This window comes from Agrobacterium sp. CCNWLW155 (assembly GCF_036888815.1).
GTDB lineage: Bacteria > Pseudomonadota > Alphaproteobacteria > Rhizobiales > Rhizobiaceae > Agrobacterium > Agrobacterium radiobacter.
Map to the genome: position 1 here is coordinate 64,569 of NZ_JBAKFW010000005.1, position 23,388 is coordinate 87,956.

Below are 23,388 nucleotides of genomic sequence, written 5' to 3' on the forward strand. Positions count from 1 at the left end.
GGCGCTGTTCAGATGACGTGGGCATTGTGCAGGGCGGTCAGCACCTCGTTCTTGAGGTCTGCGAGCTCAGGAGACCGCCGGTCGCGCGGGCGCGGCACGTCCACCTCTATCCGCTGCTGGATACGGCCGTCATGGGCGCCCATCATGTAGATCCGGTCACCGAGATAGAGCGCCTCGTCGATATCGTGGGTGACGAGCAGGAAGGAAATGCCGCGCTGTTCAACGAGTTTCAGCACAAGGTCCTGCAACTTCATCCGGGTGAAAGCATCGACCGCACTGAAGGGTTCATCGAGCAGCAGGATGCGCGGTTCTGTATAGAGCGCTCTTGCGATCGCCACACGTTGCGCCATGCCGCCCGAAAGAGCCTTCGGCAGCGCGCCGCCATGGCCGCTCAAACCGACATCGTCAATCAGCCCCTTCACGCGCTCGACATCATATTTCCTGCCGGCCGCATAACCGATGTTTTCGGCAACCGTCAGCCACGGCATCAGGCGGGGTTCCTGAAAGACAAAGGCGATGGGCGGTGAGTCCGATGCCTTCTCCTCGTCTTGCTGAACTCTGACAGCGCCTGAAAAACGCCGGTCGAGGCCGGCGGCGATGCGCAGCAGCGTGCTCTTTCCGCAACCGCTGGGGCCAAGGAGAACCGCCGCTTCGCCATCACCCAGCGTGAGCTGGATATCCTGAAGGATCACCGTGTCGCCGAAAGCCTTTTCGCGCACATCGACATTGAGCAAACTCATCGCAGGCGTCCTTCCTGCTGAAGGGGATAGCTGTCGCGCCAGCGCAGGCAGCGGTCTTCGACAATCTTGAAGAGGCTGTCGGAAATCTTGCCCAGCACCGCAAGGCAGATGATGGCGATCATGACGAGATCAGGCCGGGAAAGCTCCCGCCCGTCGGACAGCATGTAGCCGATACCTTCGGACGCGGCCAGAAGCTCGGCCGCGACGACGCTCAGCCAGGCAAGCGACAGCCCGTAACGCAGGCCCGTGAAGAGATGCGGCAGGGAGGCGGGAATGAAAATCCGCCAAACCAGCACGGGCAGCGGCTGACGATACATCTCGCCAACCTCCACCAGCTTGCGGTCAACATTTCGGATGCCGGAAAAAAGATTGAGGTAGACGGGGAAAAACGCGCTTTTGGCGATCAGCACGATTTTCGAGGTCTCGCCGATGCCGAACCAGATCATCAGCAGCGGCACCCATGCAAGGCTTGGGACCGCCCGCAGCGCCTGAAATGTCGGCTCGAGATAACGCTCGGCGGCGATCACCAGCCCCACCAGCGAACCGACCACGATGGCGAGCAGGGAGCCGATGACGAAGCCGACGAAGACGCGCGCGGTACTGGCCGCAACATTCGTCCACAGGGGACCTTCCGCAAGCCGCAGGAAGGTGTCGTAAAGTTCGGAGGGCGGCGGCAGCACAAAGGGGCTGACCCAGCCGAGGCGGACAAAAAGCTCGAGCAGCAGCAGTGACCCGACCGGCACGATTGCGCCGCGCAGATCAAAGCGGCCAAGGAAATTCCCCACCCTTTGCGCAAGTGGCAACCGGGAAGGGAATTGTTTCGCAGTCTGTTTCACGCGCTGGAATTCGCGCGGATGGGAATTCATGCGCCAAGTGCCTTTTTCGCCGGTGCCGGATCGATCAGCGATGACAGGACAGTGTCGACATTGACGCCCGGGCGCAGGACGTCGTCGCCCAAGAGCGGCGTGACGATGCGGATCGAGCTCAGCAATTCCTCACCGGGAACGGGATCCTTCCAGTCGCGCTTCTCGATCGTCAGCTTGGTGATCTTGGGATCGTTGCCGGTGACCTGCGTGACAAAATCGATGAATTCGCCCTTGTTTTCACGGATCCATTTCTGCGTCTGCACCCAGACGCCAAGAAGCCTGTCGACCGCTTTCGGGTGCTTCGCCAGAAACTCCTCGGAAACGCTGAAGACGCTGCCGTCGCGCCAGCTGCGCTCATCGAAAATCGCCCGGTCGCCCGCAAGCTCGGCCTGGGAGGTATGCGGATCGATGCCGACCCAGGCATCCACCTGACCCTGCTGAAGCGCGTTGAAACCTTCCGGATGCTGCAGGTTCACGACCTTGAGGTCGTCGATGGACAGCTTGTTCTGGTCAAGCGCGCGGACGAGGGTGAAATAGGGCGCGGTGCCCTTGGTCACCGCAATGGTCTTGCCCTTGAGATCGGCGACGGTCTTGACCGGCGAGTCCGGGCGCACCTGAATGATGGAGGAACCGCCCCAGCTCGCCACATAGATCACCTTCAGCGGCACGCCGTTGGCGCGGGCGAGAAAGGCTGATAGTGCGGCCGAGCCGGCAAAATCCGTCGAGCCGACTTTCAGGAATTCGAGCGAATTGTTGCTGCCGCGGGATTGCACCCAGGTGATCTTGGTGCCGACATCCTTGAAAGCCTCCTCAAGCCAGCCCTTGTTCTTTATCAGCAGCGTGTGGGAGGAGTAAAACCCCCAGTCCAGCTTCAGCTCCGCAGGAAATTCCGGCGAACTCTGGGCCAGGGCATTGCCCGTGACAAGTGGTGCTGCGAGCGCGCCTGCAATACCGAATTTGAGGATCTGGCGGCGGGAATGTTCGGCTTTCATATTAATCTACCTAGTTTATGTAATTTGTGTACTTAAAGGGTATGGGCGGGTGTTTTTAAGGTCAATCCGCCGTTCTGGAACCCCATGCCAAACTTTGCGAGCGGCGTGGAAAATCTCCCTACCGCGAGTGCGATTGGCGCGATGGCGCGTTATTCAGGAAAAAAACGATTGGCCGGCCGTTGCAGGCCAAGATGGTCGCGCAATGTCGGCCCCTCATAGTCCTTGCGGAACAGCCCGCGCCTTTGCAACTCCGGCACCACCTGCGTCGTGAAGTCGTCAAGGCCGGCTGGCAGGAAGGGGAAGGTGACATTGAAACCGTCCGAGCCCTCTTCGTGGAGCCATTGCTCCATTTCGTCGGCGATGGTCTTTGGCGTGCCGACAAAGGCAAGACCCGCATAGCCGCCCAGCCGTTGGGCGAGCTGGCGCACCGTCAGGGCTTCGCTTCGGGCAAGCTCGATGACCCTTTCGCGGCTGGATTTGCTGGCATTGGTCTCGGGAATATCAGGCAGGGGGCTATCGGGATCGAAACCCGAAACATCGTGGCCGAGCGCAATGGAAAGCGAGGCGATTGCGCTGTCATAATGGACAAGGCTGTCGAGCCTGGCGCGTTTGGCCTTTGCCTCTTCCACACTGTCACCCACGAGAACGAAAGCGCCGGGCAGGATGACAATTCCGTCGCGGGAGCGACCCACCGCGACGGTCCTGTCCTTGACGTCCTTATAGAAGGCCTTTCCTGCCGCAAGCGTGGGTGTTGCGGCAAAAACGACCTCCGCGGTTTCGGCGGCAAGCTGGCGTCCCGGCTCGGAAGCCCCTGCCTGAACGATAACGGGCCAACCCTGCACCGGGCGCGCGATGTTGAGCGGTCCGCGCACGGAAAATTCGGGGCCCTTGTGGTCCAGCACATGCATCTTATCGGGATCGAAGAACAGCCCGCTATCGACATCCCGGATAAAGGCGTCGTCCGAGAAGGAATCCCAGAGGCCGGTGACGACATCGTAAAATTCCCGCGCACGGCCATAGCGCTCTGCATGGTCAGGCTGTTCCTCGCGGCCGAAATTCCGGGCTGCGTCGGGATTTGACGTGGTGACGATGTTCCAGCCGGCGCGGCCATTGCTGAGGTGATCGAGCGAGGCGAAACGCCTGGCGACGTGATAGGGCTCATCGAATGTGGTGGAGGCGGTGGCGACCAGCCCGATGCGGGAGGTGACGGCGGCGAGCGCCGAAAGCAGGGTGAAGGGCTCAAAGGAGGTGACGGTATGGCTGCGGCGCAACGCCTCCGTGGGCATGTTCAGCACCGCCAGATGATCGGCCATAAAGAATGCATCGAATTTCGCGGCCTCGAGCTGCTGTGCGAAGCGCGCGAGATGGGCGAAACTGAAATTCGCATCCGGGAAGGCGCCCGGATAACGCCATGCACCCGTGTGGAGACTGACGGGCCGCATGAAGGCGCCGAGATGCAGTTTGCGATCATTTGCCATGGCTTCGCTTTCGTTGATGTTTTCGGCTCGCGCGGCGCGTTGCTGATGGCTTTAACTGCAGGCAGGCCTTTGCTTGTCGCGACGATATCCCTGCCGGACGATCGACGCGGCGAAGACTATTCCGATTATGATTTCCGAACCGAAAGATTTTTGCTGAAATTCTGCATTTGGCGGTGATCCCGTGGCGGCAGCCGCTCGGTCATCTTCGAAGTGTAACAGCGGAGTGGCCGCACTAAGATGGGTGGCGGCAAGCATTTCTCTGGCATGCAGATTCTAATTAATATATAGAAATCAAAATATTGATTGAATTTCCTGATGTAATATATCTGGTGTAATCAGTCGCAAGGCACCAAGATTGCATCTCTGCAGGAGCCGGTGCGGACGGACCATATCCGAAGCCGCACCGGAGGCATCTTGCGCGGCGCTTAAACCGCCAGCAGTTTCTCGTTGCCGATACGGGTGGTTTCGATGGCGCCCTCCGTTTCGATACGCTTGCCCGTGGCGGGATCGAAGAAGTGGAGGTGGGCGGTGGGGAGATCGAGGTGGACGCGCTGGCCGGGTTTTACCGAGAGGTCTTCACCGATGGCGGCGGAGAAGGTCTCGCCGGCGATATTGGCATGGACGATGCGGCCCGAGCCCAGTTCTTCGACGAAATCCACGATAGCCGGTACGCCCGCGCCGTCCGTGCTCACGACGCATTGTTCCGGGCGGATGCCCACTGTCACGTCGCGGCCGCGCAATTCCAGTGCGGTTTCGGGGAAGAGTTTCACCGGTGTGCCATCCAGCATCACGGCAGGGGATTCCACCTCCACCCTCGTGGCGAACAGGTTCATGGCAGGCGAGCCGATGAAGGACGCCACGAAGGTGCTGGCCGGGCGATGATAGATATCCAGCGGATGGCCGACCTGCTCGACATTGCCCTTGTTCATCACCACCAGCCGGTCGGCCAGCGTCATGGCTTCCACCTGATCATGGGTGACGAAGATCGATGTGGCGGAGAGACGCTGGTGCAGCTTGCGGATTTCCGCGCGCATGGTCACACGTAGCTTGGCGTCGAGGTTGGAGAGCGGCTCATCGAAAAGAAACACCGCAGGTTCGCGGATGATGGCGCGGGCCATGGCGACGCGCTGGCGCTGGCCGCCGGAAAGGGCGGCCGGTTTGCGCTCCAGATAATCGGAGAGGCCGACGATCTTTGCGGTTTCCTCGATGCGGCGCTGGCGTTCGGCCTTGGGAACACCGGCGACCTTCAGCGCATAGCCGATATTGCCGGCCACCGACATATGCGGATAAAGCGCGTAATTCTGGAACACCATGGCGCAGCCGCGTTCACGCGGCTCCAGCGTGTTGACCACGCGCCCGCCAATGGCGATTTCGCCCGAGGTGATGTCCTCCAGACCGGCGATCATGCGCAGCAGCGTGGATTTGCCGCAGCCGGAGGGGCCGAGGATGACGACGAATTCGCCGGAGTCGAAAGAGAGGTCCACCCCGTGCAGGGTGGGCGTCTTGCCGTAGGATTTGCGGACCTGACGAATATCGATCTGAGCCATGATAGAAAACCTTGTTGTTGAGAGCCGCGCTGTTACTTGTCGGACGAGACTAGACCGCGGACGAACCAGCGTTGCAGGAAGGCCACGACGAGAAGCGGCGGCAGAATGATGATGAGGGAGCCAGCCAGCGTGACGTTCCAGTCCGGCGTGCCGTCATCGGCGGGCAAAAGCGCGCGGAGCGACATCATCACCGTCTTGTAGGAAGGGTCCGTGACCATCAGGAGCGGCCAGAGATACTGGTTCCAGGCATAAACGAACATGATGGTGGTGAGCGCAAGCATGTTGGTGCGCGACAGCGGCAGCAGCATGTCCACGAAGAAACGCGCGGCACCCGAACCGTCCATGCGCGCGGCCTCCGCCAGCTCGTCCGGTATCGTCATGAAGAACTGCCGATAGAGAAAGGTGCCGGTGGCGGTGGCGATCAGTGGCAAAGTGAGGCCGGCATAGGAGTTGAGGAGGTTCCATTCCAGCGTGACCTCGATGCCGAACAGACCGAGAATCGAGCGGAACGGCTGGAAAAGATCGGCGGCGACCGAATAGGTCGGCACCACGCGCACTTCGAGCGGCAGCATCAGGGTGATAAACACCGTCCAGAAGAACAGGTGTTTGAGCGGCGAGCGGAAGAACACGATGGCAAAGGCGGTGAAGGCCGAAAGGGCGACCTTTCCGATGGTGACCAGCGTCGCCATGATGATGCTGTTGAAGAGGGCGTTGCCGAGATTGGCGCGTTGCCAGGCAGCCTGCGCATTGGTGAAGAATTCGCCCTGCGGCATGAAGCTGAAGGGGACGCTGTTGACCTGCTGGACCGTCTGGCTGGCGCCGGAAATAACGACGATGAAGGGGCCGATAAGCAGGAGGAGGCCGGCCGCCATGATCGCATAGGTCAGGGCGTCGGCGTAAGGGGTGCGCTGGATCATGGCCGTCTCACTTGTAATGGACTTGCCGCTCGACAAAGCGGAACTGGATGAAGGTGAAGACCATGATGAGGCCGATGAGGACGAGGCTCTGCGCCGAGGCGCCGGAATAATTCAGCCCCTCGAAGGCTTCGCTGACGATGCGGTAGACCATCACTTCGGTAGCATGGTTGGGGCCGCCCTCGGTGGTGGAGGCAACGATGCCGAACGTATCGGCGCCGACGAAACCCTCGGTCATCATGATGACGGTCAGGAAGAACAGGGTTGGCGCGAGCAGCGGCACCTGAATGTCGATGGCGCGGCGAATGGGCCCGGAGCCGTCCATGGCGGCGGCCTCCGTCAGCGAACGCGGCACGGATTGCAGGCCGGCGAACAGGAAGATGAAGGTGTAACCCGCCCATTTCCAGATGAAGATGACGATGACGAGGATGAGCGCGTGTTCGCCGTATTTGGCCGGGTTCCAGATATCCGGCCACCAGGAATTCAGCGATGCGGCGAGACCGCGTTCCGGCGACAGGATGAAGCGGAAGGCCATGCCGGCGGCGGGACCGGCAATCGCATAGGGCAGGATATAAAGCACCCGGAAAAAGCCGGAGCCAGGAAGCTGGCGGTCGACCGCAAGGGCGAGCACGAGGCCGATGAGGATCGCGAAAAACGGACCGGCGATCGCGAAGATCAGGCTCGTTAGGATCGATTGCCAATAAAGCGGATCACCGAAGGTTTCCACGAAATTGGCCAGGCCGACAAATTCCGCCTGGCCGCCGAAGGGCGGTTCCAGGGTGAATGCCCAGTTCAGCACCGCCGCAACCGGCCAATAGAAGAACAGAAGGATGAGCAGGAACTGCGGCAGGGCGAAGAGCACAGGCAGCCACGTGCTTTTGAAGACGGTACGCTTTTCCATTGGAGTCCGGCAATGTTCGAGATTTCGGCGGGCCTGCCCGGAGATTGTCCGGACAGGCTTCTGGCAGCGATGAAAGAGCGCTTAGTTCAGCTTGGCGCCTTCATAGGTCTTTTCGAAGCGGCGCAGACCGGTGTTGGAGCGCTCGACGGCCTTGTCGAGTTCAGCCTGGATATCGGCGTTCTGCATGAAGATGGCTTCGAGCGAAGTGGCGACTTCCTTGCGGATCTGCGTGAAACCGCCGAGGCGGATACCGCGGGTATATTCGGAAGGCGGGGTGAAGGTCAGGCTCTCGATCGCCTTTTCGCGGCCCTTGTAGGGAGCCTTGTCGTAGAAACCATTGGCCTTCATGGCGTCGAAGCCGGTCTTGGTAACCGGGATGTAGCCGGTAACGGTCGACCACCACTCAACCATATCAGGCTGGGCGATGAAGTTGAGGAATGCGGCTGCACCCTTGTATTCGGCGTCCGGACGACCGGCCATCACCCACAGCGAAGCGCCGCCGACCAGCGAGTTGTGACGCTCCGCGCCCTTCCAGATCGGCAGCATGGCGACGTCCCACTTCACGCCTTCAGGCATGGCCTTGCCGACGGTGCCGTGGCTGGCGATTGAGGACATGAACATCTGGCAGGTCTGCGAGGTGAAGGCGGGCAGGATGTCCATGCCGAGCTGCTTGGTCTTGACGACGAACAGCTTCTCGTCCTGCATCTTCTTGAAGAATTTGACCTGATCGACGAACTTGGTCTTGTTGATCGTCAGTTCGGCGTCGAGACCCTGATAGCCATTGCCCTTGGTGGCGATCGGCTGGTTGTGGATGGCGGAGAACTGCTCCATCAGCATCCAGGTGTCGAAGTTGAAGGCGAGCGGGCATTCGAAACCGGCGGACTTCAGCTTCTTGGAAGCTTCTTCAACCTGCTCCCAGGTGTCGGGCTTGAAGGTGATGCCGGCTTTTTCGAAAGCGTCGACATTGTAATAGAAGACAGCCGTGGAGGAATTGTAAGGGAACGAGTTCAACTCACCGGCGGCCGTGGTGTAATAATTGGCGATGCCGGGGAAATAATTGTTCCAGTCGATCTTGTAGCCATTGTCGGCCATCAGCTTCTTGGCGGGGACGAAAGCCTTGGACAGCATCATGTCCAGCGTACCGGCGTCATAAATCTGGGTGATGGCGGGCTGCTTCTTGGCGCGGTAGGCCGCAATCGTGTTCTGCAGGGTGGATTCGTAATCGTTCTGCGAGGTGCAGACGATCTCGAACTGGGCCTGGGAATCGTTGAACTTCTTGCAGGTCTCCTGCACGCGGTCACCAAGATCGCCGGAAAGGCCGTACCAGAATTCGAACTTGGTCTTTTCTGCCTGGGCGGCCGTGGCGCCGAAGGCGGCGGCGATGGCGACGCCGGCCACGAAGGAAGTCAGAGCGGAAGATTTCATGAGTTAGCCCCGTTGATGGAATGATGGCCTGCTCGGCAAGGACCTCATGTCCCCGGCACGTAGCCACGGGCTCTGCTAACAGCCGTCTTTGACGGATCGCTTACATTTTGTTGAACATTTTATGATGACTGGCCGCGCAGCCAAATCTGCGCGGCGGAAAAGCCGGAAAACCTTTATTTATCCTTATTTATCAAGCGGTTTACGTTTTTGGCCCGTTTCACTACTTGCTGCTGAACATCTCTCGCAAGTCAACCTCGGCGTGCGGCTTCGATGGTAGCAACGTCGATTTTCTTCATATCCATCATCGCGTCGAAGGCGCGCTTGGCTTCCGCGCCGCCGGCGGCCATGGCGTCCATCAGCACACGCGGCGTGATCTGCCAGGAGACGCCCCATCTGTCCTTGCACCAGCCGCAGGCGCTTTCTTCACCGCCATTGCCGACGATGGCGTTCCAGTAGCGGTCCGTCTCTTCCTGGTCTTCGGTCGATATCTGGAACGAAAAAGCTTCGCTCTGTTTGAAGGCCGGTCCGCCATTGAGGCCGATGCAGGATACGCCTGCAACGGTGAACTGCACCGTCAGCACGTCTCCCTTCTTGCCGGACGGATAATCGCTCGGCGCACGGTGGACGGCGGTTACCGCGCTGTCTGGAAAGGTCTCGGCATAAAATCTGGCGGCTGCCTCCGCATCCTTGTCGTACCAGATACAGATCGTGTTCTTTTCCACGTGCATAATCCTCCCTAGTTGAAATCGTCCCCCTGTCGCCGGTCAACTTGCTTGCCTATTGCCGGCTCCCCATCAGGCATAAAATGCAGCCGCGGCGCAAACGTTCCGAAAACGCTGCGTCGACCACCGTTAAGCCAGCGCCAATAGGGCGGTCAGCCAATAAAATCCGCCGACATAGGCCCACACCGCAAACACGACCATCAAATCAGCCATGTTTTCCCAATGCATTGCCGAGCCTTGCGATCTAGACGGAAAGCAAGCTACGGACCCGGAGCCAAAGTAACGATAGAACTGTTACACCGTCGTGACTTCAACCACGGGAACGCGCCTGAAATTTTTAAAGGAAAACCGGAGAATGGACATTTTTATGGGCCATTTAAATACATATGACAAAAATCAATATTGTCCTTAAATGTAATTTAATAATGTAATCGTAATATTAGTGAATAATTTTGGATGTAAACATTCTATTTTAATCGGAGGATTGTGCGTGAGTATTCTTGATCGTGGTGCCAATGCTTTTGCGGTTCTCGCCGCGCTTTCCAAATCCCAGGCCATTATAGAATTCGACCTTTCGGGAAAGATTCTTACCGCCAATGAGAATTTTTGTCGGGCGCTCGGTTATGAGCTTTCGGAAATCGTCGGCAGGCACCACAGCATGTTCGTGGAGCCCTCCATCGTGTCTTCGCAGGATTACAAGGCCTTCTGGTCCAAGCTTTCGGCCGGCCAGTTCGATCAGCGGCAATATAAGCGCATCGGCAAGGGCGGCCGCGAAGTCTGGATCGAGGCATCCTACAATCCGGTGTTTCGTCGCGGCAAGCCGGTGAAAGTGGTCAAGATCGCCACCGATATCACCGATCGCAAGCTGAAGGCGGCGGAAGATGCGGGCAAGATCGACGCCCTGTCACGGGCGCAGGCCATCATCGAATTCTCCCCTGATGGAGAGGTGCTGACCGCCAACGAGAATTTTCTGGCGGCGCTGGGGTATTCGCTGGCGGAAGTGCAGGGCAGGCATCATTCCATGTTCTGCGAACCGGCCTATACGCAGTCGCCGCAATATAAGCAGTTCTGGGAAAGGCTGGCCGGCGGCGATCTCGTTGCGGACGAGTTCATGCGGCTTGGCAAGGGCGGCCGCAAGGTCTTCATTCAGGCGTCCTATAACCCGATCTTCGATCTCAACGGCAAGGTGTTCAAGGTCGTCAAATTCGCGACCGATGTGACCGGCCGCGTCGAAAATGTCGAAAAACTTGCGCAATGCCTCACCGATCTGGCCGAGGGCGATCTTGCCCAGAGCATCGACAAGCCTTTCATCCCTTCGCTTGAAAGATTGCGCACGGATTTCAACGCTGCTTCGGAAAAGCTCAAGAGGGCAATGACGCTGGTGTCTGAAAATGCCGGCGCGATTTCTTCCGGCTCCAACGAGATCAGGTCCGCTGCCGATGATCTCGCTCGCCGTACGGAGCAGCAGGCCGCTTCCATCGAGGAAACGGCAGCCGCGCTGGAAGAAATTACCACTGCCGTCAACGATTCAAGCCGCCGCGCGGAAGAGGCGGGCAAGATTGTCGCCCGCGCCCGTGATCATGCGGAACATTCGGGCCAGGTGGTGCGTGATGCGATCGGCGCCATGGACCAGATTGAAAAATCATCGCGCGAAATCTCCAACATTATTGGCGTGATCGATGAGATCGCGTTCCAGACCAATCTTCTGGCGCTGAATGCCGGCGTGGAAGCCGCCCGTGCGGGTGAGGCGGGCAAGGGTTTTGCCGTGGTTGCGCAGGAGGTTCGCGAACTCGCGCAACGCTCCGCAACGGCGGCCAAGGAAATCAAGAGCCTGATCAATGCCTCCGGCGCGCAGGTGGAAAACGGCGTCGGTCTTGTCACCAGGGCTGGCTCGGCGCTGCAGGAAATCGCCGAGCAGGTGCGGGACATCAACACCAATGTCGTGGCGATTGTCGATGCAGCGCGCGAACAGTCCACGGCGCTTGCGGAAATCAATCAGGCGGTCAATACCGTCGATCAGGGCACCCAGCAGAATGCCGCCATGGTGGAGGAGCAGACCGCCGCAAGCCACAGCCTTGCGCGGGAAGCGACCGCGCTGTTCGAGCTTCTCGGGCAATTCCGGTTCGATGACGCGACACGATACACAGCCTCGCCGCGGGGGGGCTTCGAGCAGCAACCCGTGCCGGCGAGCCCGCGTCGTGGCGCATCTCGCCCGCTTGCGGCGCGCGGTTCAGCAGCGGTTGCTGTCAATCATGAGGAATGGCAGGACTTTTAGAGTCGGGCTGCAGTCGCCCTGAGCCCGGTGGTAAAGTGCGCATCCTCTCGAAGTCATCCCCGGCCTCGTGCCGAGGATGACGTTTAATAAAATCAGGAGGTTGCAGATCCTCGGGACAAGCCCGAGGATGATGTCGGCGTGATTGGCTTGGCTCATCGTCCCATCTGACGATACGGGATGACAAGCCCGCAAGCTGGGCATATCTTCCTGACTGGCCGATAACAGGCATATTGTGTTTGGAGTTTTCGGGGACGCGCGCTTGGCAGGGATATCGATAAGCCGCTTGGCTCTTGTCATCTGTCTGCTGGCCGCAGCCTCCGGCGCGGCGCAAGCGGAAGAGCCCGCCAAGGGAAAGACCTCCTGCGCCTACACCCATGATGTCGCGCCGGAATTGTGCATCAATGCCGGCAGTTACAATAATGATCTCTGCCACGCCATGGAGGTTCTGGCCGCCCGCCATGCCGTTCCGCCTGATTATTTCGCACGGCTGATCTGGCGGGAAAGCCTGTTCCGGGCGAGTGCGGTCAGCCCGAAGGGGGCGGAAGGCATCGCCCAGTTCATGCCGGGAACGGCGCGGCTTCGCGGTCTTGACGACAGTTTCAACATCATCGCCGCCCTTGAGGCATCTTCCCGTTATCTCTCCGAATTGAATGTGCAGTTCGGCAATTTCGGCCTTGCCGCCGCAGCTTATAATGCGGGCGAGGCGGGCTTGCGGAACTTCATCGCCAACGGCCGCCTGCCGACCGAGACCCGGGATTATGTGTTTGCGATCACCGGTTATCCGGTGGAGAGCTGGAAGGACAACCCGCCGGAAAAGGCGGCGCCGGCACTGGATGACAGCCGCCCTTTCCTTGATGCATGCGTGCGCCTCGCCGACACCCGCACCATGAACGATCCCGTCCTCATTGCATCAGCCGACTGGGCGCCCTGGGGCGTGCAGCTTGCGGCGCATTATAACCCTGCTGTAGCGAACCGGCTGTTCACCCGGGCGATCCTGCAGCTTTCGGAACCGCTGAATGCCGAACGGGCTCTGATCGTGCGGCAGAGGGGTGGAAACTTCGGGTCGCGGCCGCGTTATGCCGCCCGCATCGGCCGCGAAACCAGAGCCGAAGCCAACACCCTTTGTGGCGATATCCGGCGGGCGGGTGTTCCCTGCACCGTGTTTCGCAACCGGTAAAAACGGCCGCGTCGGACCGATAAGTCTTCCTCCCGCGACAAGGCTGATCATAACAAGTTGATCGGCTTGAAGGCCGTCCCATCTTTCAGGGGGGGAATGATCGTGCATAGATTTGCCGCGAATGCTGGCCGACAGGGGTCGGCTGCATGTGTGGGGAATGATCTGGAAATGAAATGGTTTGAAACCGGATGTCTGGCGGCCGTTCTGGTCGTCGTTTCGGGGTGCACCAGCACCGGGGAGACGCAGGTCTCCCGCACGGTCGCAAGTTTCGTGGGGCAACCGCGTGACGCCGCAATCGCCCGGCTTGGCCGCCCGAACAAGGTTATCATCGAAAACGGCGAAACCGAGTCCTATTGGCTGAAGGTCGATGTGGAGACCTATGCCGGCCTCAGCAATAGGCGCGAAGTCAAGACCGTGGACGGGCAGGCGAGGGTCTCGGAAACCGAAGGCATGAAGATCAAGGAACATCGCCGCGACTGCATCATCAAGATCACCGCGAATGCCGCCTCAACTATCAAGACGAGTGAGATCATCGGCAATCCCGCCAACTGCGAGACGCTTCTCAATCGTCCAGCCTCCTGAGAAGGTCCGTCGCAGCCGCTCCGGTTCCCGAGTGCCTCAGAGCTCCATCTTGATGGTCAGCATATATTCGGTGCCCTTTGCCCGGTCGCGCGTGCGGGATACTTCAAGTGTGACCTTGTCCAGCTTGTGCCCAAGGCTTTCCTTGATCGTTCCGCCCGGCGTATCTTCGCGCCGGAACGAGGTGTTGCCGTAACCGACGCCCATTTTGCGGGTAATGGCGTTTTCCGTGTAGGTTCTTCCGAACATGGCGGAAGCCTGGCCGCTGCGCACCGTCGTCTCGAAGCCGCGGGAATCGATATCCCGATAGGCCGAGGCGGCAATCGAATTGTCCGAACTGCTATAGCTGCCGCCAGCACTTATTCTGGCGAGGCGATGACCGTCGTGCTCGAGAGAGAGATTGCCGTCGGCCGAAGGTCCGAAACGCCCGCCGTTCATGGCGTCCTTATAGGTGAAGCGGAAGCGGCCGCTGCGCGCATCCACCTGATAATTATAGGAGGCGTCGCCGCTGCGGATCTGGATGCCGGGCGCCGGCTCGCTGCCGAGGATCGGCGAAACCTTGTCCGCGAACTGGAACAGTGGTTTGGTGACCTGATCGAACTCCGACTTCGACAATTCCAGCGGCTTGCCATCGGGGTCGAATTTCCCAACCGCCAGGCAGGGGCGCTGGTTGATGATGCTCTTCAGGGCAAAGACCGTGCAATTGTCGCTGGTCGTGCCGGCAATCGCGGCGTGGACGGAATTGCGCAGGGTGTAGCTGCCGCAGCAGGAGAAGGCTTCATTGTCCAGACTCGCATCGCGCGTATAGCCCGTAAAAACAATGCCGCTCGCCCCGTTGGTCAGGCCGACATTGGCAAAGTGCGGGCCGCTTTGTAGCGGAAAGAGCTTCAACTGGCCCTGGTCGGCAAGCGTTTTCGGGTTGGAAGGTGATGGAAGCGGCATTCTTCTTCTCTCCTGAAACACGGGAACGGTGTGTTTTTTTACCATCGTAAATTGAAGCCGCAACCCTTAACTGTACCCCGTGATATATCCCGTTCCTGTGGATGAGAGTGACCGCTGTTGTTACTGTGAGCCTGTGCGCATATGTTGGAGTACTTAATCTTGATTTGCGGGCAAGGCGGACAGGCGCATAATGACCTCCCAGTTGGATTTTTTCGCTCCCGCGTCAGCGCGGCTTCCTCAGGCTGAAAGAGGGCGAAAAGCGGGTGGTCGCGAAACGACCCAAAAGACCGCTACGGACGATGAGACCCTTGCCGGATACCTTGAATCCACCGGCAATTATCGTGTCCTGCGCCGGCTGCAGCCGCGCACGATCGTTGATCGGCCAAGGCCGGAATTTCCCCGCCAAGGCGTCATCCTCGATACGGAAACGACGGGCCTCGACCATCGCACGGACGAGATCATCGAAATCGGCGTCATCACCTTCACATTCGACGATAACGGTGCGATCGGCGATGTCACCGGCATCTATGGCGGGTTGCGGCAGCCTGCTATTGCCATTCCCGAAGAAATCACCCGCCTGACCGGGATTACCGACGAGATGGTTGCGGGACAGTCGATCGACATGGCGCGGCTGACTTCCCTCATTGCCGATGCTGATTTGATCGTCGCGCACAATGCGGGTTTCGACCGCCCATTTTGCGAGGCCTTCTCACCGATCTTCCGTGACAAGGCCTGGGCCTGTTCCGTTTCGGAAATAGACTGGCGGGTGCGTGGTTTCGAGGGCAACAAGCTTGGCTATCTGATCGGACAGTCAGGCTATTTCCACGACGGCCATCGCGCGGTGGACGATTGTTTCGCCCTGCTGGAAGTGCTGGAGCAGACACGCCCCGGCCAAAGCAGCACGCCCTTTGCCGAGCTCCGTGAGGCGAGCCAGCGGTCAAGGGTGCGCCTCTACGCGGAAAACAGCCCCTTCGACATGAAGGATCATCTGAAAAAGCGGGGTTATCGCTGGTCCGACGGTTCCGATGGCCGGCCGAAATCCTGGTGGGTGGAACTGCCTGAAGAAAAGCTCGATGAGGAGCTGCATTTCCTGCGGACCGAAATCTACCGCTGGGATGCCGACCCGACAGTCAAATATCTCACCGCTTTCGACAGGTTCAAGGCCGGCTGAAACGCGAGATATTTCGGGCTTCAGATTGCATACAATTTCTGCAATGAATCGAAAACAATCGATGTAAAATTGAGCAGGTCCGCACACGGGTTTCGGGTGCGCAGAAAAATATCATTTTACATCAATGGCTAAGCCGATTGGCACGCCTCCTGCATGACAAAGACGTCGCAGGAGAGTGTTTATGAGCAAAGCCGCAGCAATCGACATCGCTTCCGTATCCAAGATTTACGGCAACACCACCGCCGTGCATGCGATAAGCCTCAAGATACCGGCCGGGAGCTATTGCTGCCTGCTCGGCCCGTCGGGCTGCGGCAAGACCTCGACGCTCAGGATGATCGCCGGCCACGAGAGCATCTCCAGCGGTGATATCAGGCTCGGCAATACGGTCGTCACTGATCTGCCGCCGGCCAGACGCGGCACGGCGATGATGTTCCAGTCCTACGCGCTGTTTCCACATCTCGATCTCGTCGACAATGTCGCCTTCAGCCTCAAGATGAAGGGTGTGGACAAGGAAGCTCGCCGGGCGAAGGCGCTTGAGATGCTGCAGCTGATGCAGCTTGAGCCCTATGCCAACAGGCGTCCGGCCCAGCTTTCCGGTGGGCAGCAGCAGCGCGTGGCGCTGGCGCGTGCGCTCATCACCGATCCCGAGGCGCTGCTGCTGGACGAGCCGCTTTCGGCGCTCGATCCGTTCCTCAAAATCCGCATGCGCGCCGAATTGAAGAAGCTGCAGACCTCGCTCGGTATCACCTTCGTCCACGTCACTCACAGCCAGGAAGAGGCCATGGCGCTGGCCGATATCATCGTCGTCATGAATGACGGCCGTATCGAACAGTCAGCCACCCCGCGCGAGGTGTTCGAGCGTCCCGCCACCGCCTTCGTTGCCCGTTTCATGGGCGACCACAACGTTATTTCCGGGCGTTATCGGGAAAAATCGGATGATCTCGTCACGCTCGAAGTGGTGGGCGGCGGCACTTTCACAGCAAGCGGCGTCGCCCCCGATGACGGCGCAGTCGACATCGCCGTGCGCACCGACCGCGTCCGCGTCGGTGAAGCAGACCAGCCGGGGCTCGGTTTCACCGGCATCGTCTCGAATGTCGAATATCGCGGCGCGAGCGTGAAGATCGCCGTGACCGGCGCGGGCATCGAGGATTTCAACGTCATCCTGAGCGATGCCGCCTTCTTCGAAAATCCGGTCAGGACCGGTGACGCCATACCGCTTTCATGGAATGCGGCCGATGCCATCGTGCTCGGCCGGGTAGAGAAGTGACCCCAAAAATAACCAGAGGAGAACTTTGAAATGACAGATACTACCAACAGCAAAATGGGCCTGTCCCGCCGCGGCCTCCTGAAGGCGGGCGCTGCCGCCACGGGCGCCGCGATCGGCTCCGGCCTCATCACCGGCTTCCCGACCATCTGGGCGCAGAACCCCATCACCATCCGCCAGTTCGGCACGGGTGTGTCGAACCTCAACGCCATTGCCGAAAAGTGCAAGGCCGATCTCGGCATCACGCTCGAGATGACGGCGACGGATTCGGATGCGGCCGCCCAGCGCGCCGTCACCCAGCCGAACTCCTACGATATCGCCGATATCGAATACTGGATCCTGAAGAAGGTCTATCCCGCCGGCGTCATCCAGCCGATGGAAATCAAGAAGCTCAAATATTACGACAAGATCGTGCCGCTGTTCAAAAACGGCAAGCTGAAGCCGGACAGCGTCGTGGCGCAGGGCACGGCCCCGCACACGGTTGGTTTCGTCGAAAAGCCCGGCGACAAGAAGTTCGCCAAGGGTGAGACCGATTATTTCACCATGGTCCCGACCATCTACAATGCCGATACGCTCGGCATCCGCCCCGATCTCGTCGGCCGCGATATCACCAGCTGGGCCGATATCATGGACCCCAAGTTCAAGGGCAAGGCCTCGATCCTCAACATCCCCTCCATCGGCATCATGGATGCGGCCATGATCATGGAAGCCATGGGCAACATCAAATATGCCGACAAGGGCAACATGACCAAGGAGGAGATCGACAAGACCATCGACTTCCTCATCAAGGCGAAGAAGGACGGCCAGTTCCGCGCCTTCTGGAAGAGCTTCGATGAAAGCGTCAACCTCATGTCATCAGGCGAAGTCATCATCCAGTCCATGTGGTCGCCTGCGGTTGCTGCGGTCCGCTCCAAGGGCATCGCCTGCAAATACCAGCCGCTGAAGGAGGGTTATCGCTCCTGGGGTGGCGGCCTCGGCCTCGCCAAGCATCTATCCGGCGCGAAACTCGATGCGGCCTATGAATATATCAACTGGTACACCTCGGGCTGGGTCGGCGCTTACCTCAACCGCCAGGGCTATTATTCCGCCGCCATGGAAACGGCTAAGGAGCACATGTCCGCCGACGAGTGGGGTTACTGGGTCGAAGGCAAGCCAGCGCAGGGCGACATCATCGCGCCCGACGGCAAGGTCATGGAAAAGGCCGGCGCGGTGCGCGATGGCGGCTCTTTCGAGGAGCGCATGGGCAAGGTTGCGTGCTGGAACTCCGTCATGGACGAAGACCGCTACATGGTCCGCCGCTGGAACGAATTCATCGCGGCCTGATGTATGCAGACGGAACTGGCGGCGGCTTATCGTCGCCGGTCCTGAAATCGGCAGGCGCACAAACCTCTCGTCCGTCATCCTCGGGCTTGACCCGAGGATCTAACGATCCACCACCTCAGACGTGGTTGGATCCTCGGGTCAAGCCCGAGGATGACGTCGAGAGTGTGGAGGGCTTGTCACGTGCTGGCTGGCGGCATTGCCGCCGGTGCTTCCGCAAATTCAGGGAAAGGCTTCATGATGGTGACGGTCAGGCTCATCGGCGTCAGCGACAAAAAGGACAGGCCGCCCCGTAGCTTCGCGCTGCCGCAAAAGCTTGTGTCCTATGTGCAGGCCGCCCCGCTTCTGCTGATCCTCGGCTTTTTCTTGGCTTTGCCGATCCTCATGATCGCCGTCGTCAGTTTCTGGGATTACGATTTTGCCCAGATGTATCCCGACTTCGTGACCTTCAATTATCTGGAAACGCTCGGCTCGTGGGTCACCTGGCAGACCTATCTCAACACCCTGAAATATGCCGCCGTGGTCTGGGCCATCACGCTGTTCTGCGGTTTCTGGGTGGCCTATTTCCTCGCTTTCCATATCCGCACCACCACGATGCAGATGGTGCTGTTTCTCGTCTGCACCGTGCCCTTCCTGACGTCGAACATCATTCGCATGATTTCCTGGATCCCGGTTCTGGGACGAAACGGTCTCGTCAACAGTGCGCTGGTCGGCACCGGCGTCATTCCCGAGCCGATCGAATGGCTGCTTTATTCGGACTTCGCCGTGGTGCTGGCCATGGTGCATCTCTATACGCTGTTCATGGTCACGCCGATCTTCAACACGCTGATGCGCATCGACAAATCGCTGATCGAAGCGGCGCGTGATGCCGGTGCGACGGGCTGGCAGACGCTCAGCAACGTCATCATTCCCCTTGCCAAGCCCGGCATGGCCATCGGCAGCATCTTTGTCGTCACACTGGTCATGGCCGATTTCTCCACGGTTCAGGTCATGTCCGGCGGCCAGAGCGCGTCGGTGGCGCTGATGATGAAGAACCAGATGTCGCTGCTGCAATATCCTGCCGCCGCCGCCAATGCCGTCATCCTGCTCATCCTCGTTCTTCTGATGGTCGCGGGCATCCTGCGCATCGTCGATATCCGCAAGGAGCTATAGTCCCATGCATCAGGAAAAACGCGGCCGCGAATTCTATATCCTCGCCTTCTTTTTCGCCCTCTTCGTGCTGTTTCTTTACGGCCCGTTGTCGGCCATCCTCATCCTCGCCTTTCAGGGGCCGAATGGCGGCCTGACTTTCCCATTGAACGGCGTTTCGCTGCACTGGTTCGGCAATCTCTTCGAACAGCAGGCGGTCGGCGATTTCGGCGGCTCCTTCCGCCGCTCCTTCGGCCTCGGGCTGATGGTCATGGCCGTCACGGTGCTCGTGTCGCTGCTGGCGGGCCTTGCCTTCCGGCGCAGGTTCATCGGCGCGACGCCGCTATTCTACCTGTCGGTCGCAAGCCTCGTCGTGCCATCGATCATCATTTCGCTCGGAATTGGTGTTCTTTTCCAGCAGCTTGGACTGGAACCCTCATGGTATACATCAGCTTTCGGGGCGCATCTCACCTGGACGCTGCCCTTCGGCGTACTCATCATGCTCGCCGTCTTCAACCGCTTTTCGCCGTCCTATGAAGAAGCCGCCCGCGATCTCGGCGCGTCTTCCTGGCAGACCTTCGCCCATGTGGTGCTGCCGATGATCGCGCCGAGCCTGATCGGCGTCGGCCTGTTCGGCTTCACGCTTTCTTATGACGAATTCGCCCGTACATTGATGACATCAGGCACCTACAACACGCTGCCGCTGGAAATCTACGGCATGACCACCAATGTCACGACGCCGGTGCTTTATGCGCTCGGTGCTGTTACAACCCTGTTTTCCTTCCTGGTGATTGCGGCCACGCTTGGCCTGATCGTTACGCTCAATCGCCGCCATTCACGCGGATAAAGAAACGTAAAATGCGCATTCTCGTCATCAATCCCAATACCACGCAATCCATGACCGCGACCATTGCCGACGCCGCGAGGCGGATAGCCGGCCGCGATACGGAAATACTGGCCGTCACCTCGTCCATGGGCCCCGTCTCCATCGAAGGTTATTACGACGAGGTTTTCGCCGTGCCCGGCCTCCTGCTGGAGCTTGCAAAGGCCCCGGCGCTGGGAGCCGACGCGGCGGTCATCGCCTGTTTCGACGATACCGGGCTCGATGCGGCCCGCGCGCTCGCCGATATTCCCGTTATCGGCATCTGCGAGGCGGCGGTCTCCGCCACCGCCTTCATCGCGCAGAAATTCACCATCGTCACAACGATGGAACGCTCACGGCTGCCTCTGGAACATCTCGTCCACCGTTACGGCATGTCCGCCCGCTGCAACGTGCGCGCTGCCGATATTCCTGTCCTGTCGCTGGAAGATCCCGGCTCGAACGCCCGCGAAAGGCTGCGGGAGGAAATCTCGCTGGCGCTGAAAGAGGACAGGGCGGAGGCGATCGTGCTCGGTTGCGCCGGCATGGCCGACCTTGCCGCCGAACTGCGCGATGAATTCGGTGTACCGGTTGTCGATGGCGTCGCGGCGGCCGTCAAACAGGCGGAATCGCTGGTGTCGATGGGGTTATCAACCGCCAAGCGCGGCGCTTATGCCACGCCGCTCACCAAGCCCTATCGCGGATTGCTGGAGGCATTTCGGCCGGACAGGCTCTCCGGGCCATCGGCAGACGGCGGAGACGTTTTCGCCGCCTCCGTCCATAAAACGACGAAGGCGAGCTGATAGGCCAGATCGCGCTGGACGTTCTGCAATGCCGGATCGCTCAGAACTATTCTTGATCCGTTTCTCATCAGCATGTTGAACCGCTCGGCCCTGGCAAGCATGGCCGTAACGTGAGCGCGGCTGATCCCGTACGCACGGGCGGCCGCCTTGCGGGAGAACACGCAACCCGTCGCATCGCACGCCTCTGTTTTCGCGGCCGACAGTAAGTCCAACAGGATGGGGAAACCGGGCGCATGCCCAAGGAACATCCGCATCTCCTCCGAAACAAAAGACAAATCCTGCGCGTGCCGCAGTGACCAGCTCACACCGTCGATAACGGCGTCTGTTCCGACAGCCTTTTCGCCTGATGCCTCCATTGCCGGGGAGATTTCCCATGGCGAAGCCGCGGTGAGATAGGCCGTGGCGAGCGTCTCGATTGCCGTAATGAGCCAGCCGCTCAGGCGCCATGGCCGCTCGCGGTTATCCCCGCTTGGCGGGTGCCGCTGCGCGGTATTTTCCAGTTCCAGCCAGTCGATCAATGCGCGTGTCCTGCGGCTGGATGCCCAGCCAGGTGGAACGACAACTGCCTGAACCGCCGCCAGCGTAAATTGCCCGCCATGAACAGATCCGAGGCCGACGGCGCACATGACGGTGGCGAAAGCGCCGAAGTCTCCAAACGCGCGGACGAGGCGCTGCTCCTGTTTGAAGACGGCCGATATGTGGGTGCAAAGATAGGTGACAGCATCATCAAAGGCGGCATCGTTCAGGATGCGGTTCGCAAGTAAGTCCAGCCTCTCTCGAAGCACGTCCGGCTGAGGCCGGACGAAGTCCCTTTTGGGGTGGGTCTTTGAAGCTGGAGCGCCTGCTTTTCCGGATACCTTTCTCCCGTGGTTTTTTGCTCTTCGCTACTTTATGGCGAATTCGAAAACGTGAGTTCTGCTCGCTGACGACGGCTGCTTGGGGCAGACGTAACAGCCGAAAGGTTCCGCTCCGGAAGATGCGTGCATTTTGTTGCACTCCCCCGAGGCTCTGTTGCGCGGTATTAAAAAATACTCTCATAAATTGAATGTTAAGGGGCGCGTTAAAATGTGTTCCCTTTTGAGACGGTTTGCGAGGGTGACGCTGACAATAAAGTTATCTACTGTTTTTATTGCATAATTTAATGAAGCCATGGATGCGAAATCTTTCGTCCATTTGCCATGAATACAATCTTTGATGGTTGCTTTTTAGGCATTGACGACATCGCGAAAGATGCATCCGAAACCACATGACACCCGAATGTTACTGCCATGTCTCGGGCGCGGTCGGCAGCGATGCCGGGCGGCGCGTAGAGCCCGTCATGCCTTTTATTCATCCCCGATTCTTCAGAGGAGGTTGAAATGATTCAACTTAAAAATGTTGTTTTTGTTGGCCTTGCGGCCATCGCGATGCAATTCGATATCCCGTCCGTGGGCCAGCCGGCCCTTGCGAACGCGGCAACCCTCACCGCCGAGCAGACGGCGGCTTTCCAGTCAAAACTGGAACAGGCGGAAGCGAGCCGCGAACTGCTCGGCCGCCGATCCGTGTGCCTGATGGAACATCTGGCGGCGCAACAGCAGCTCAGCGCCGACCGCGAGAAGGCGCTGGGGCAGGCCATGTACCTGCAGATCGAGCTGGAGCGGCAGGTGGTGCAGTCCGAAACCAGCGTGAAGGGCTATGAGGAGCTGGTTCAGTCCGAGAGCGAGAACGTCAGGGCGCGTCAGGCCACCTTCGAAAAAGCCCGGAAGGAAATGGACGAGCAGGCCAAGCGAGTAAAAATATGCAGCGGCGTACTCTTCTTCCTGCCGGGAATTTGCCAGGCGGGTGACGCGGCGGTCAAGGCGCTGGGCTGGATGAATGATGCGGAGAGGGAATACCGCACCGCGCAGCCACGGCTGGACAATGCCCGGGCGGCTCTTGAAGGCGTTCGCAACCAGCTCGAAAACAATCGCCGCCAGCTTGCGGCGGCACAGCAGAGCCACGCGGAGAACGAGAAAGCGGTGAAAACTCTGGAGGAGCAGATCACCAGGCTCAAAGCGACGATCTCCACCATCAACGTCAAGGTTCAGGACTTCAACATTCAGGTCGGCAACTTCACCAGCGCTCTGAAGGAAGCGAGCGAGGTCAATCCTGACGACGCGAAGATACGTCAGGTTACGCGGCTCTCCACCGAGATCGACAGCCTGACCAAAGACGTGCCGCAGTTCATTTCCTCCACCGAGGCCGGACTGCCGGACGACGCGAAGAAGCAGTGCGGATCGTGAACGATCAATCCCATGACTCTCCGT

Annotated in this window: 22 protein-coding genes; 11 read left to right on the plus strand and 11 right to left on the minus strand. The window is 59.5% G+C overall.

The window, feature by feature from the left end; genetic code table 11:
* Positions 1 to 8 precede the first annotated feature (8 nt).
* From V6S97_RS17840 to V6S97_RS17825, 4 genes are all read right to left on the minus strand, one after another.
* Positions 9 to 740, minus strand: coding sequence for an ABC transporter ATP-binding protein (locus V6S97_RS17840; protein ID WP_112278169.1), 732 nt, complete (start codon positions 738 to 740; stop codon positions 9 to 11).
* Positions 737 to 1,606: an ABC transporter permease gene (locus V6S97_RS17835; RefSeq protein WP_112294025.1), complete on the minus strand. Its 870-nt coding sequence runs from the start codon at positions 1,604 to 1,606 to the stop codon at positions 737 to 739. The genes V6S97_RS17840 and V6S97_RS17835 overlap by 4 nt, the downstream gene beginning before the upstream one ends.
* Positions 1,603 to 2,598, minus strand: coding sequence for an aliphatic sulfonate ABC transporter substrate-binding protein (locus V6S97_RS17830; protein WP_112278171.1), 996 nt, complete (start codon positions 2,596 to 2,598; stop codon positions 1,603 to 1,605). The genes V6S97_RS17835 and V6S97_RS17830 overlap by 4 nt, the downstream gene beginning before the upstream one ends.
* 149 nt (positions 2,599 to 2,747) lie before the next feature.
* Complete coding sequence (locus tag V6S97_RS17825; RefSeq protein ID WP_020812837.1) at positions 2,748 to 4,076, minus strand: LLM class flavin-dependent oxidoreductase; 1,329 nt, start codon at positions 4,074 to 4,076, stop codon at positions 2,748 to 2,750.
* On the opposite strand from V6S97_RS17825, the gene V6S97_RS17820 reads away from it, so the two are divergent.
* Positions 4,053 to 4,253 (plus strand): hypothetical protein, encoded by a 201-nt coding sequence (locus tag V6S97_RS17820; RefSeq protein ID WP_060726495.1) that lies wholly within the window; start codon positions 4,053 to 4,055, stop codon positions 4,251 to 4,253. The genes V6S97_RS17825 and V6S97_RS17820 overlap by 24 nt on opposite strands.
* 248 nt (positions 4,254 to 4,501) lie before the next feature.
* Here V6S97_RS17820 and V6S97_RS17815 read toward each other — a convergent pair whose 3' ends face one another.
* The 5 genes from V6S97_RS17815 to V6S97_RS17795 form a co-directional block, all read right to left on the minus strand.
* Positions 4,502 to 5,623: a sn-glycerol-3-phosphate import ATP-binding protein UgpC gene (locus V6S97_RS17815; protein WP_020812839.1), complete on the minus strand. Its 1,122-nt coding sequence runs from the start codon at positions 5,621 to 5,623 to the stop codon at positions 4,502 to 4,504.
* Positions 5,624 to 5,655: 32 nt separating this feature from the next.
* Positions 5,656 to 6,540 (minus strand): ABC transporter permease subunit, encoded by an 885-nt coding sequence (locus V6S97_RS17810; protein WP_003508199.1) that lies wholly within the window; start codon positions 6,538 to 6,540, stop codon positions 5,656 to 5,658.
* Positions 6,541 to 6,547: 7 nt separating this feature from the next.
* On the minus strand, positions 6,548 to 7,438 hold the full coding sequence (locus V6S97_RS17805) for a carbohydrate ABC transporter permease (protein WP_003508200.1): 891 nt from the start codon (positions 7,436 to 7,438) through the stop codon (positions 6,548 to 6,550).
* 81 nt (positions 7,439 to 7,519) lie between these two features.
* Positions 7,520 to 8,863, minus strand: coding sequence for an extracellular solute-binding protein (locus V6S97_RS17800; RefSeq protein WP_334427555.1), 1,344 nt, complete (start codon positions 8,861 to 8,863; stop codon positions 7,520 to 7,522).
* Between the two features lie 248 nt (positions 8,864 to 9,111).
* Complete coding sequence (locus tag V6S97_RS17795; protein ID WP_031234446.1) at positions 9,112 to 9,585, minus strand: VOC family protein; 474 nt, start codon at positions 9,583 to 9,585, stop codon at positions 9,112 to 9,114.
* Between the two features lie 490 nt (positions 9,586 to 10,075).
* On the opposite strand from V6S97_RS17795, the gene V6S97_RS17790 reads away from it, so the two are divergent.
* From V6S97_RS17790 to V6S97_RS17780, 3 genes are all read left to right on the plus strand, one after another.
* The gene (locus V6S97_RS17790) at positions 10,076 to 11,860 is read left to right on the plus strand and encodes a methyl-accepting chemotaxis protein (RefSeq protein WP_080864977.1); all 1,785 of its coding nucleotides are present in this window, start codon (positions 10,076 to 10,078) and stop codon (positions 11,858 to 11,860) included.
* 283 nt (positions 11,861 to 12,143) lie between these two features.
* The gene (locus V6S97_RS17785; protein WP_112278173.1) at positions 12,144 to 13,037 is read left to right on the plus strand and encodes a lytic transglycosylase domain-containing protein; all 894 of its coding nucleotides are present in this window, start codon (positions 12,144 to 12,146) and stop codon (positions 13,035 to 13,037) included.
* A 168-nt stretch (positions 13,038 to 13,205) separates the two neighbouring features.
* Positions 13,206 to 13,619: a hypothetical protein gene (locus tag V6S97_RS17780; RefSeq protein ID WP_162691920.1), complete on the plus strand. Its 414-nt coding sequence runs from the start codon at positions 13,206 to 13,208 to the stop codon at positions 13,617 to 13,619.
* A gap of 36 nt (positions 13,620 to 13,655) precedes the next feature.
* Here V6S97_RS17780 and V6S97_RS17775 read toward each other — a convergent pair whose 3' ends face one another.
* Positions 13,656 to 14,558 carry a hypothetical protein gene (locus V6S97_RS17775; protein WP_080864981.1) on the minus strand — a complete coding sequence of 301 codons (903 nt, stop codon included), beginning with the start codon at positions 14,556 to 14,558 and terminating at the stop codon, positions 13,656 to 13,658.
* Between the two features lie 190 nt (positions 14,559 to 14,748).
* Here V6S97_RS17775 and V6S97_RS17770 point away from each other — a divergent pair, with 190 nt between their 5' ends.
* From V6S97_RS17770 to V6S97_RS17745, 6 genes are all read left to right on the plus strand, one after another.
* Positions 14,749 to 15,729, plus strand: coding sequence for a 3'-5' exonuclease (locus V6S97_RS17770; RefSeq protein WP_080864982.1), 981 nt, complete (start codon positions 14,749 to 14,751; stop codon positions 15,727 to 15,729).
* A 181-nt stretch (positions 15,730 to 15,910) separates the two neighbouring features.
* On the plus strand, positions 15,911 to 16,996 hold the full coding sequence (locus V6S97_RS17765; protein WP_020812847.1) for an ABC transporter ATP-binding protein: 1,086 nt from the start codon (positions 15,911 to 15,913) through the stop codon (positions 16,994 to 16,996).
* A 30-nt stretch (positions 16,997 to 17,026) separates the two neighbouring features.
* A complete protein-coding gene (locus V6S97_RS17760) occupies positions 17,027 to 18,316 on the plus strand; it encodes an ABC transporter substrate-binding protein (protein ID WP_111785151.1) in 1,290 nt (429 codons plus the stop codon).
* A 237-nt stretch (positions 18,317 to 18,553) separates the two neighbouring features.
* The gene (locus V6S97_RS17755) at positions 18,554 to 19,465 is read left to right on the plus strand and encodes an ABC transporter permease (RefSeq protein ID WP_020812849.1); all 912 of its coding nucleotides are present in this window, start codon (positions 18,554 to 18,556) and stop codon (positions 19,463 to 19,465) included.
* 4 nt (positions 19,466 to 19,469) lie between these two features.
* Positions 19,470 to 20,288: an ABC transporter permease gene (locus V6S97_RS17750; protein ID WP_026372407.1), complete on the plus strand. Its 819-nt coding sequence runs from the start codon at positions 19,470 to 19,472 to the stop codon at positions 20,286 to 20,288.
* Positions 20,289 to 20,299: 11 nt separating this feature from the next.
* On the plus strand, positions 20,300 to 21,103 hold the full coding sequence (locus V6S97_RS17745) for an aspartate/glutamate racemase family protein (protein ID WP_026372406.1): 804 nt from the start codon (positions 20,300 to 20,302) through the stop codon (positions 21,101 to 21,103).
* Here the strand turns inward: V6S97_RS17745 and V6S97_RS17740 are convergent.
* Positions 20,995 to 21,888, minus strand: coding sequence for a hypothetical protein (locus V6S97_RS17740; RefSeq protein ID WP_139786288.1), 894 nt, complete (start codon positions 21,886 to 21,888; stop codon positions 20,995 to 20,997). The two genes, V6S97_RS17745 and V6S97_RS17740, sit on opposite strands and share 109 nt — an antisense overlap.
* Positions 21,889 to 22,461: 573 nt before the next feature.
* Here V6S97_RS17740 and V6S97_RS17730 point away from each other — a divergent pair.
* Positions 22,462 to 23,364, plus strand: a complete 903-nt coding sequence (locus V6S97_RS17730; protein ID WP_334427556.1) for a hypothetical protein — start codon at positions 22,462 to 22,464, stop codon at positions 23,362 to 23,364.
* Positions 23,365 to 23,388 lie beyond the last annotated feature (24 nt).

What these genes read in the sequence shown, in the direction of transcription:
- V6S97_RS17840 (WP_112278169.1), bottom strand. Translation starts at nt 740, where the DNA reads ATGAGTTTGCTCAATGTCGATGTGCGCGAAAAGGCTTTCGGCGACACG.
- V6S97_RS17835 (WP_112294025.1), bottom strand. Translation starts at nt 1,606, where the DNA reads ATGAATTCCCATCCGCGCGAATTCCAGCGCGTGAAACAGACTGCGAAA.
- V6S97_RS17830 (WP_112278171.1), bottom strand. Translation starts at nt 2,598, where the DNA reads ATGAAAGCCGAACATTCCCGCCGCCAGATCCTCAAATTCGGTATTGCA.
- V6S97_RS17820 (WP_060726495.1), top strand. Translation starts at nt 4,053, where the DNA reads ATGCAGTTTGCGATCATTTGCCATGGCTTCGCTTTCGTTGATGTTTTC.
- V6S97_RS17825 (WP_020812837.1), bottom strand. Translation starts at nt 4,076, where the DNA reads ATGGCAAATGATCGCAAACTGCATCTCGGCGCCTTCATGCGGCCCGTC.
- V6S97_RS17815 (WP_020812839.1), bottom strand. Translation starts at nt 5,623, where the DNA reads ATGGCTCAGATCGATATTCGTCAGGTCCGCAAATCCTACGGCAAGACG.
- V6S97_RS17810 (WP_003508199.1), bottom strand. Translation starts at nt 6,540, where the DNA reads ATGATCCAGCGCACCCCTTACGCCGACGCCCTGACCTATGCGATCATG.
- V6S97_RS17805 (WP_003508200.1), bottom strand. Translation starts at nt 7,438, where the DNA reads ATGGAAAAGCGTACCGTCTTCAAAAGCACGTGGCTGCCTGTGCTCTTC.
- V6S97_RS17800 (WP_334427555.1), bottom strand. Translation starts at nt 8,863, where the DNA reads ATGAAATCTTCCGCTCTGACTTCCTTCGTGGCCGGCGTCGCCATCGCC.
- V6S97_RS17780 (WP_162691920.1), top strand. Translation starts at nt 13,206, where the DNA reads ATGAAATGGTTTGAAACCGGATGTCTGGCGGCCGTTCTGGTCGTCGTT.
- V6S97_RS17775 (WP_080864981.1), bottom strand. Translation starts at nt 14,558, where the DNA reads ATGCCGCTTCCATCACCTTCCAACCCGAAAACGCTTGCCGACCAGGGC.
- V6S97_RS17770 (WP_080864982.1), top strand. Translation starts at nt 14,749, where the DNA reads ATGACCTCCCAGTTGGATTTTTTCGCTCCCGCGTCAGCGCGGCTTCCT.
- V6S97_RS17765 (WP_020812847.1), top strand. Translation starts at nt 15,911, where the DNA reads ATGAGCAAAGCCGCAGCAATCGACATCGCTTCCGTATCCAAGATTTAC.
- V6S97_RS17760 (WP_111785151.1), top strand. Translation starts at nt 17,027, where the DNA reads ATGACAGATACTACCAACAGCAAAATGGGCCTGTCCCGCCGCGGCCTC.
- V6S97_RS17755 (WP_020812849.1), top strand. Translation starts at nt 18,554, where the DNA reads ATGGTGACGGTCAGGCTCATCGGCGTCAGCGACAAAAAGGACAGGCCG.
- V6S97_RS17750 (WP_026372407.1), top strand. Translation starts at nt 19,470, where the DNA reads ATGCATCAGGAAAAACGCGGCCGCGAATTCTATATCCTCGCCTTCTTT.
- V6S97_RS17745 (WP_026372406.1), top strand. Translation starts at nt 20,300, where the DNA reads ATGCGCATTCTCGTCATCAATCCCAATACCACGCAATCCATGACCGCG.
- V6S97_RS17730 (WP_334427556.1), top strand. Translation starts at nt 22,462, where the DNA reads ATGATTCAACTTAAAAATGTTGTTTTTGTTGGCCTTGCGGCCATCGCG.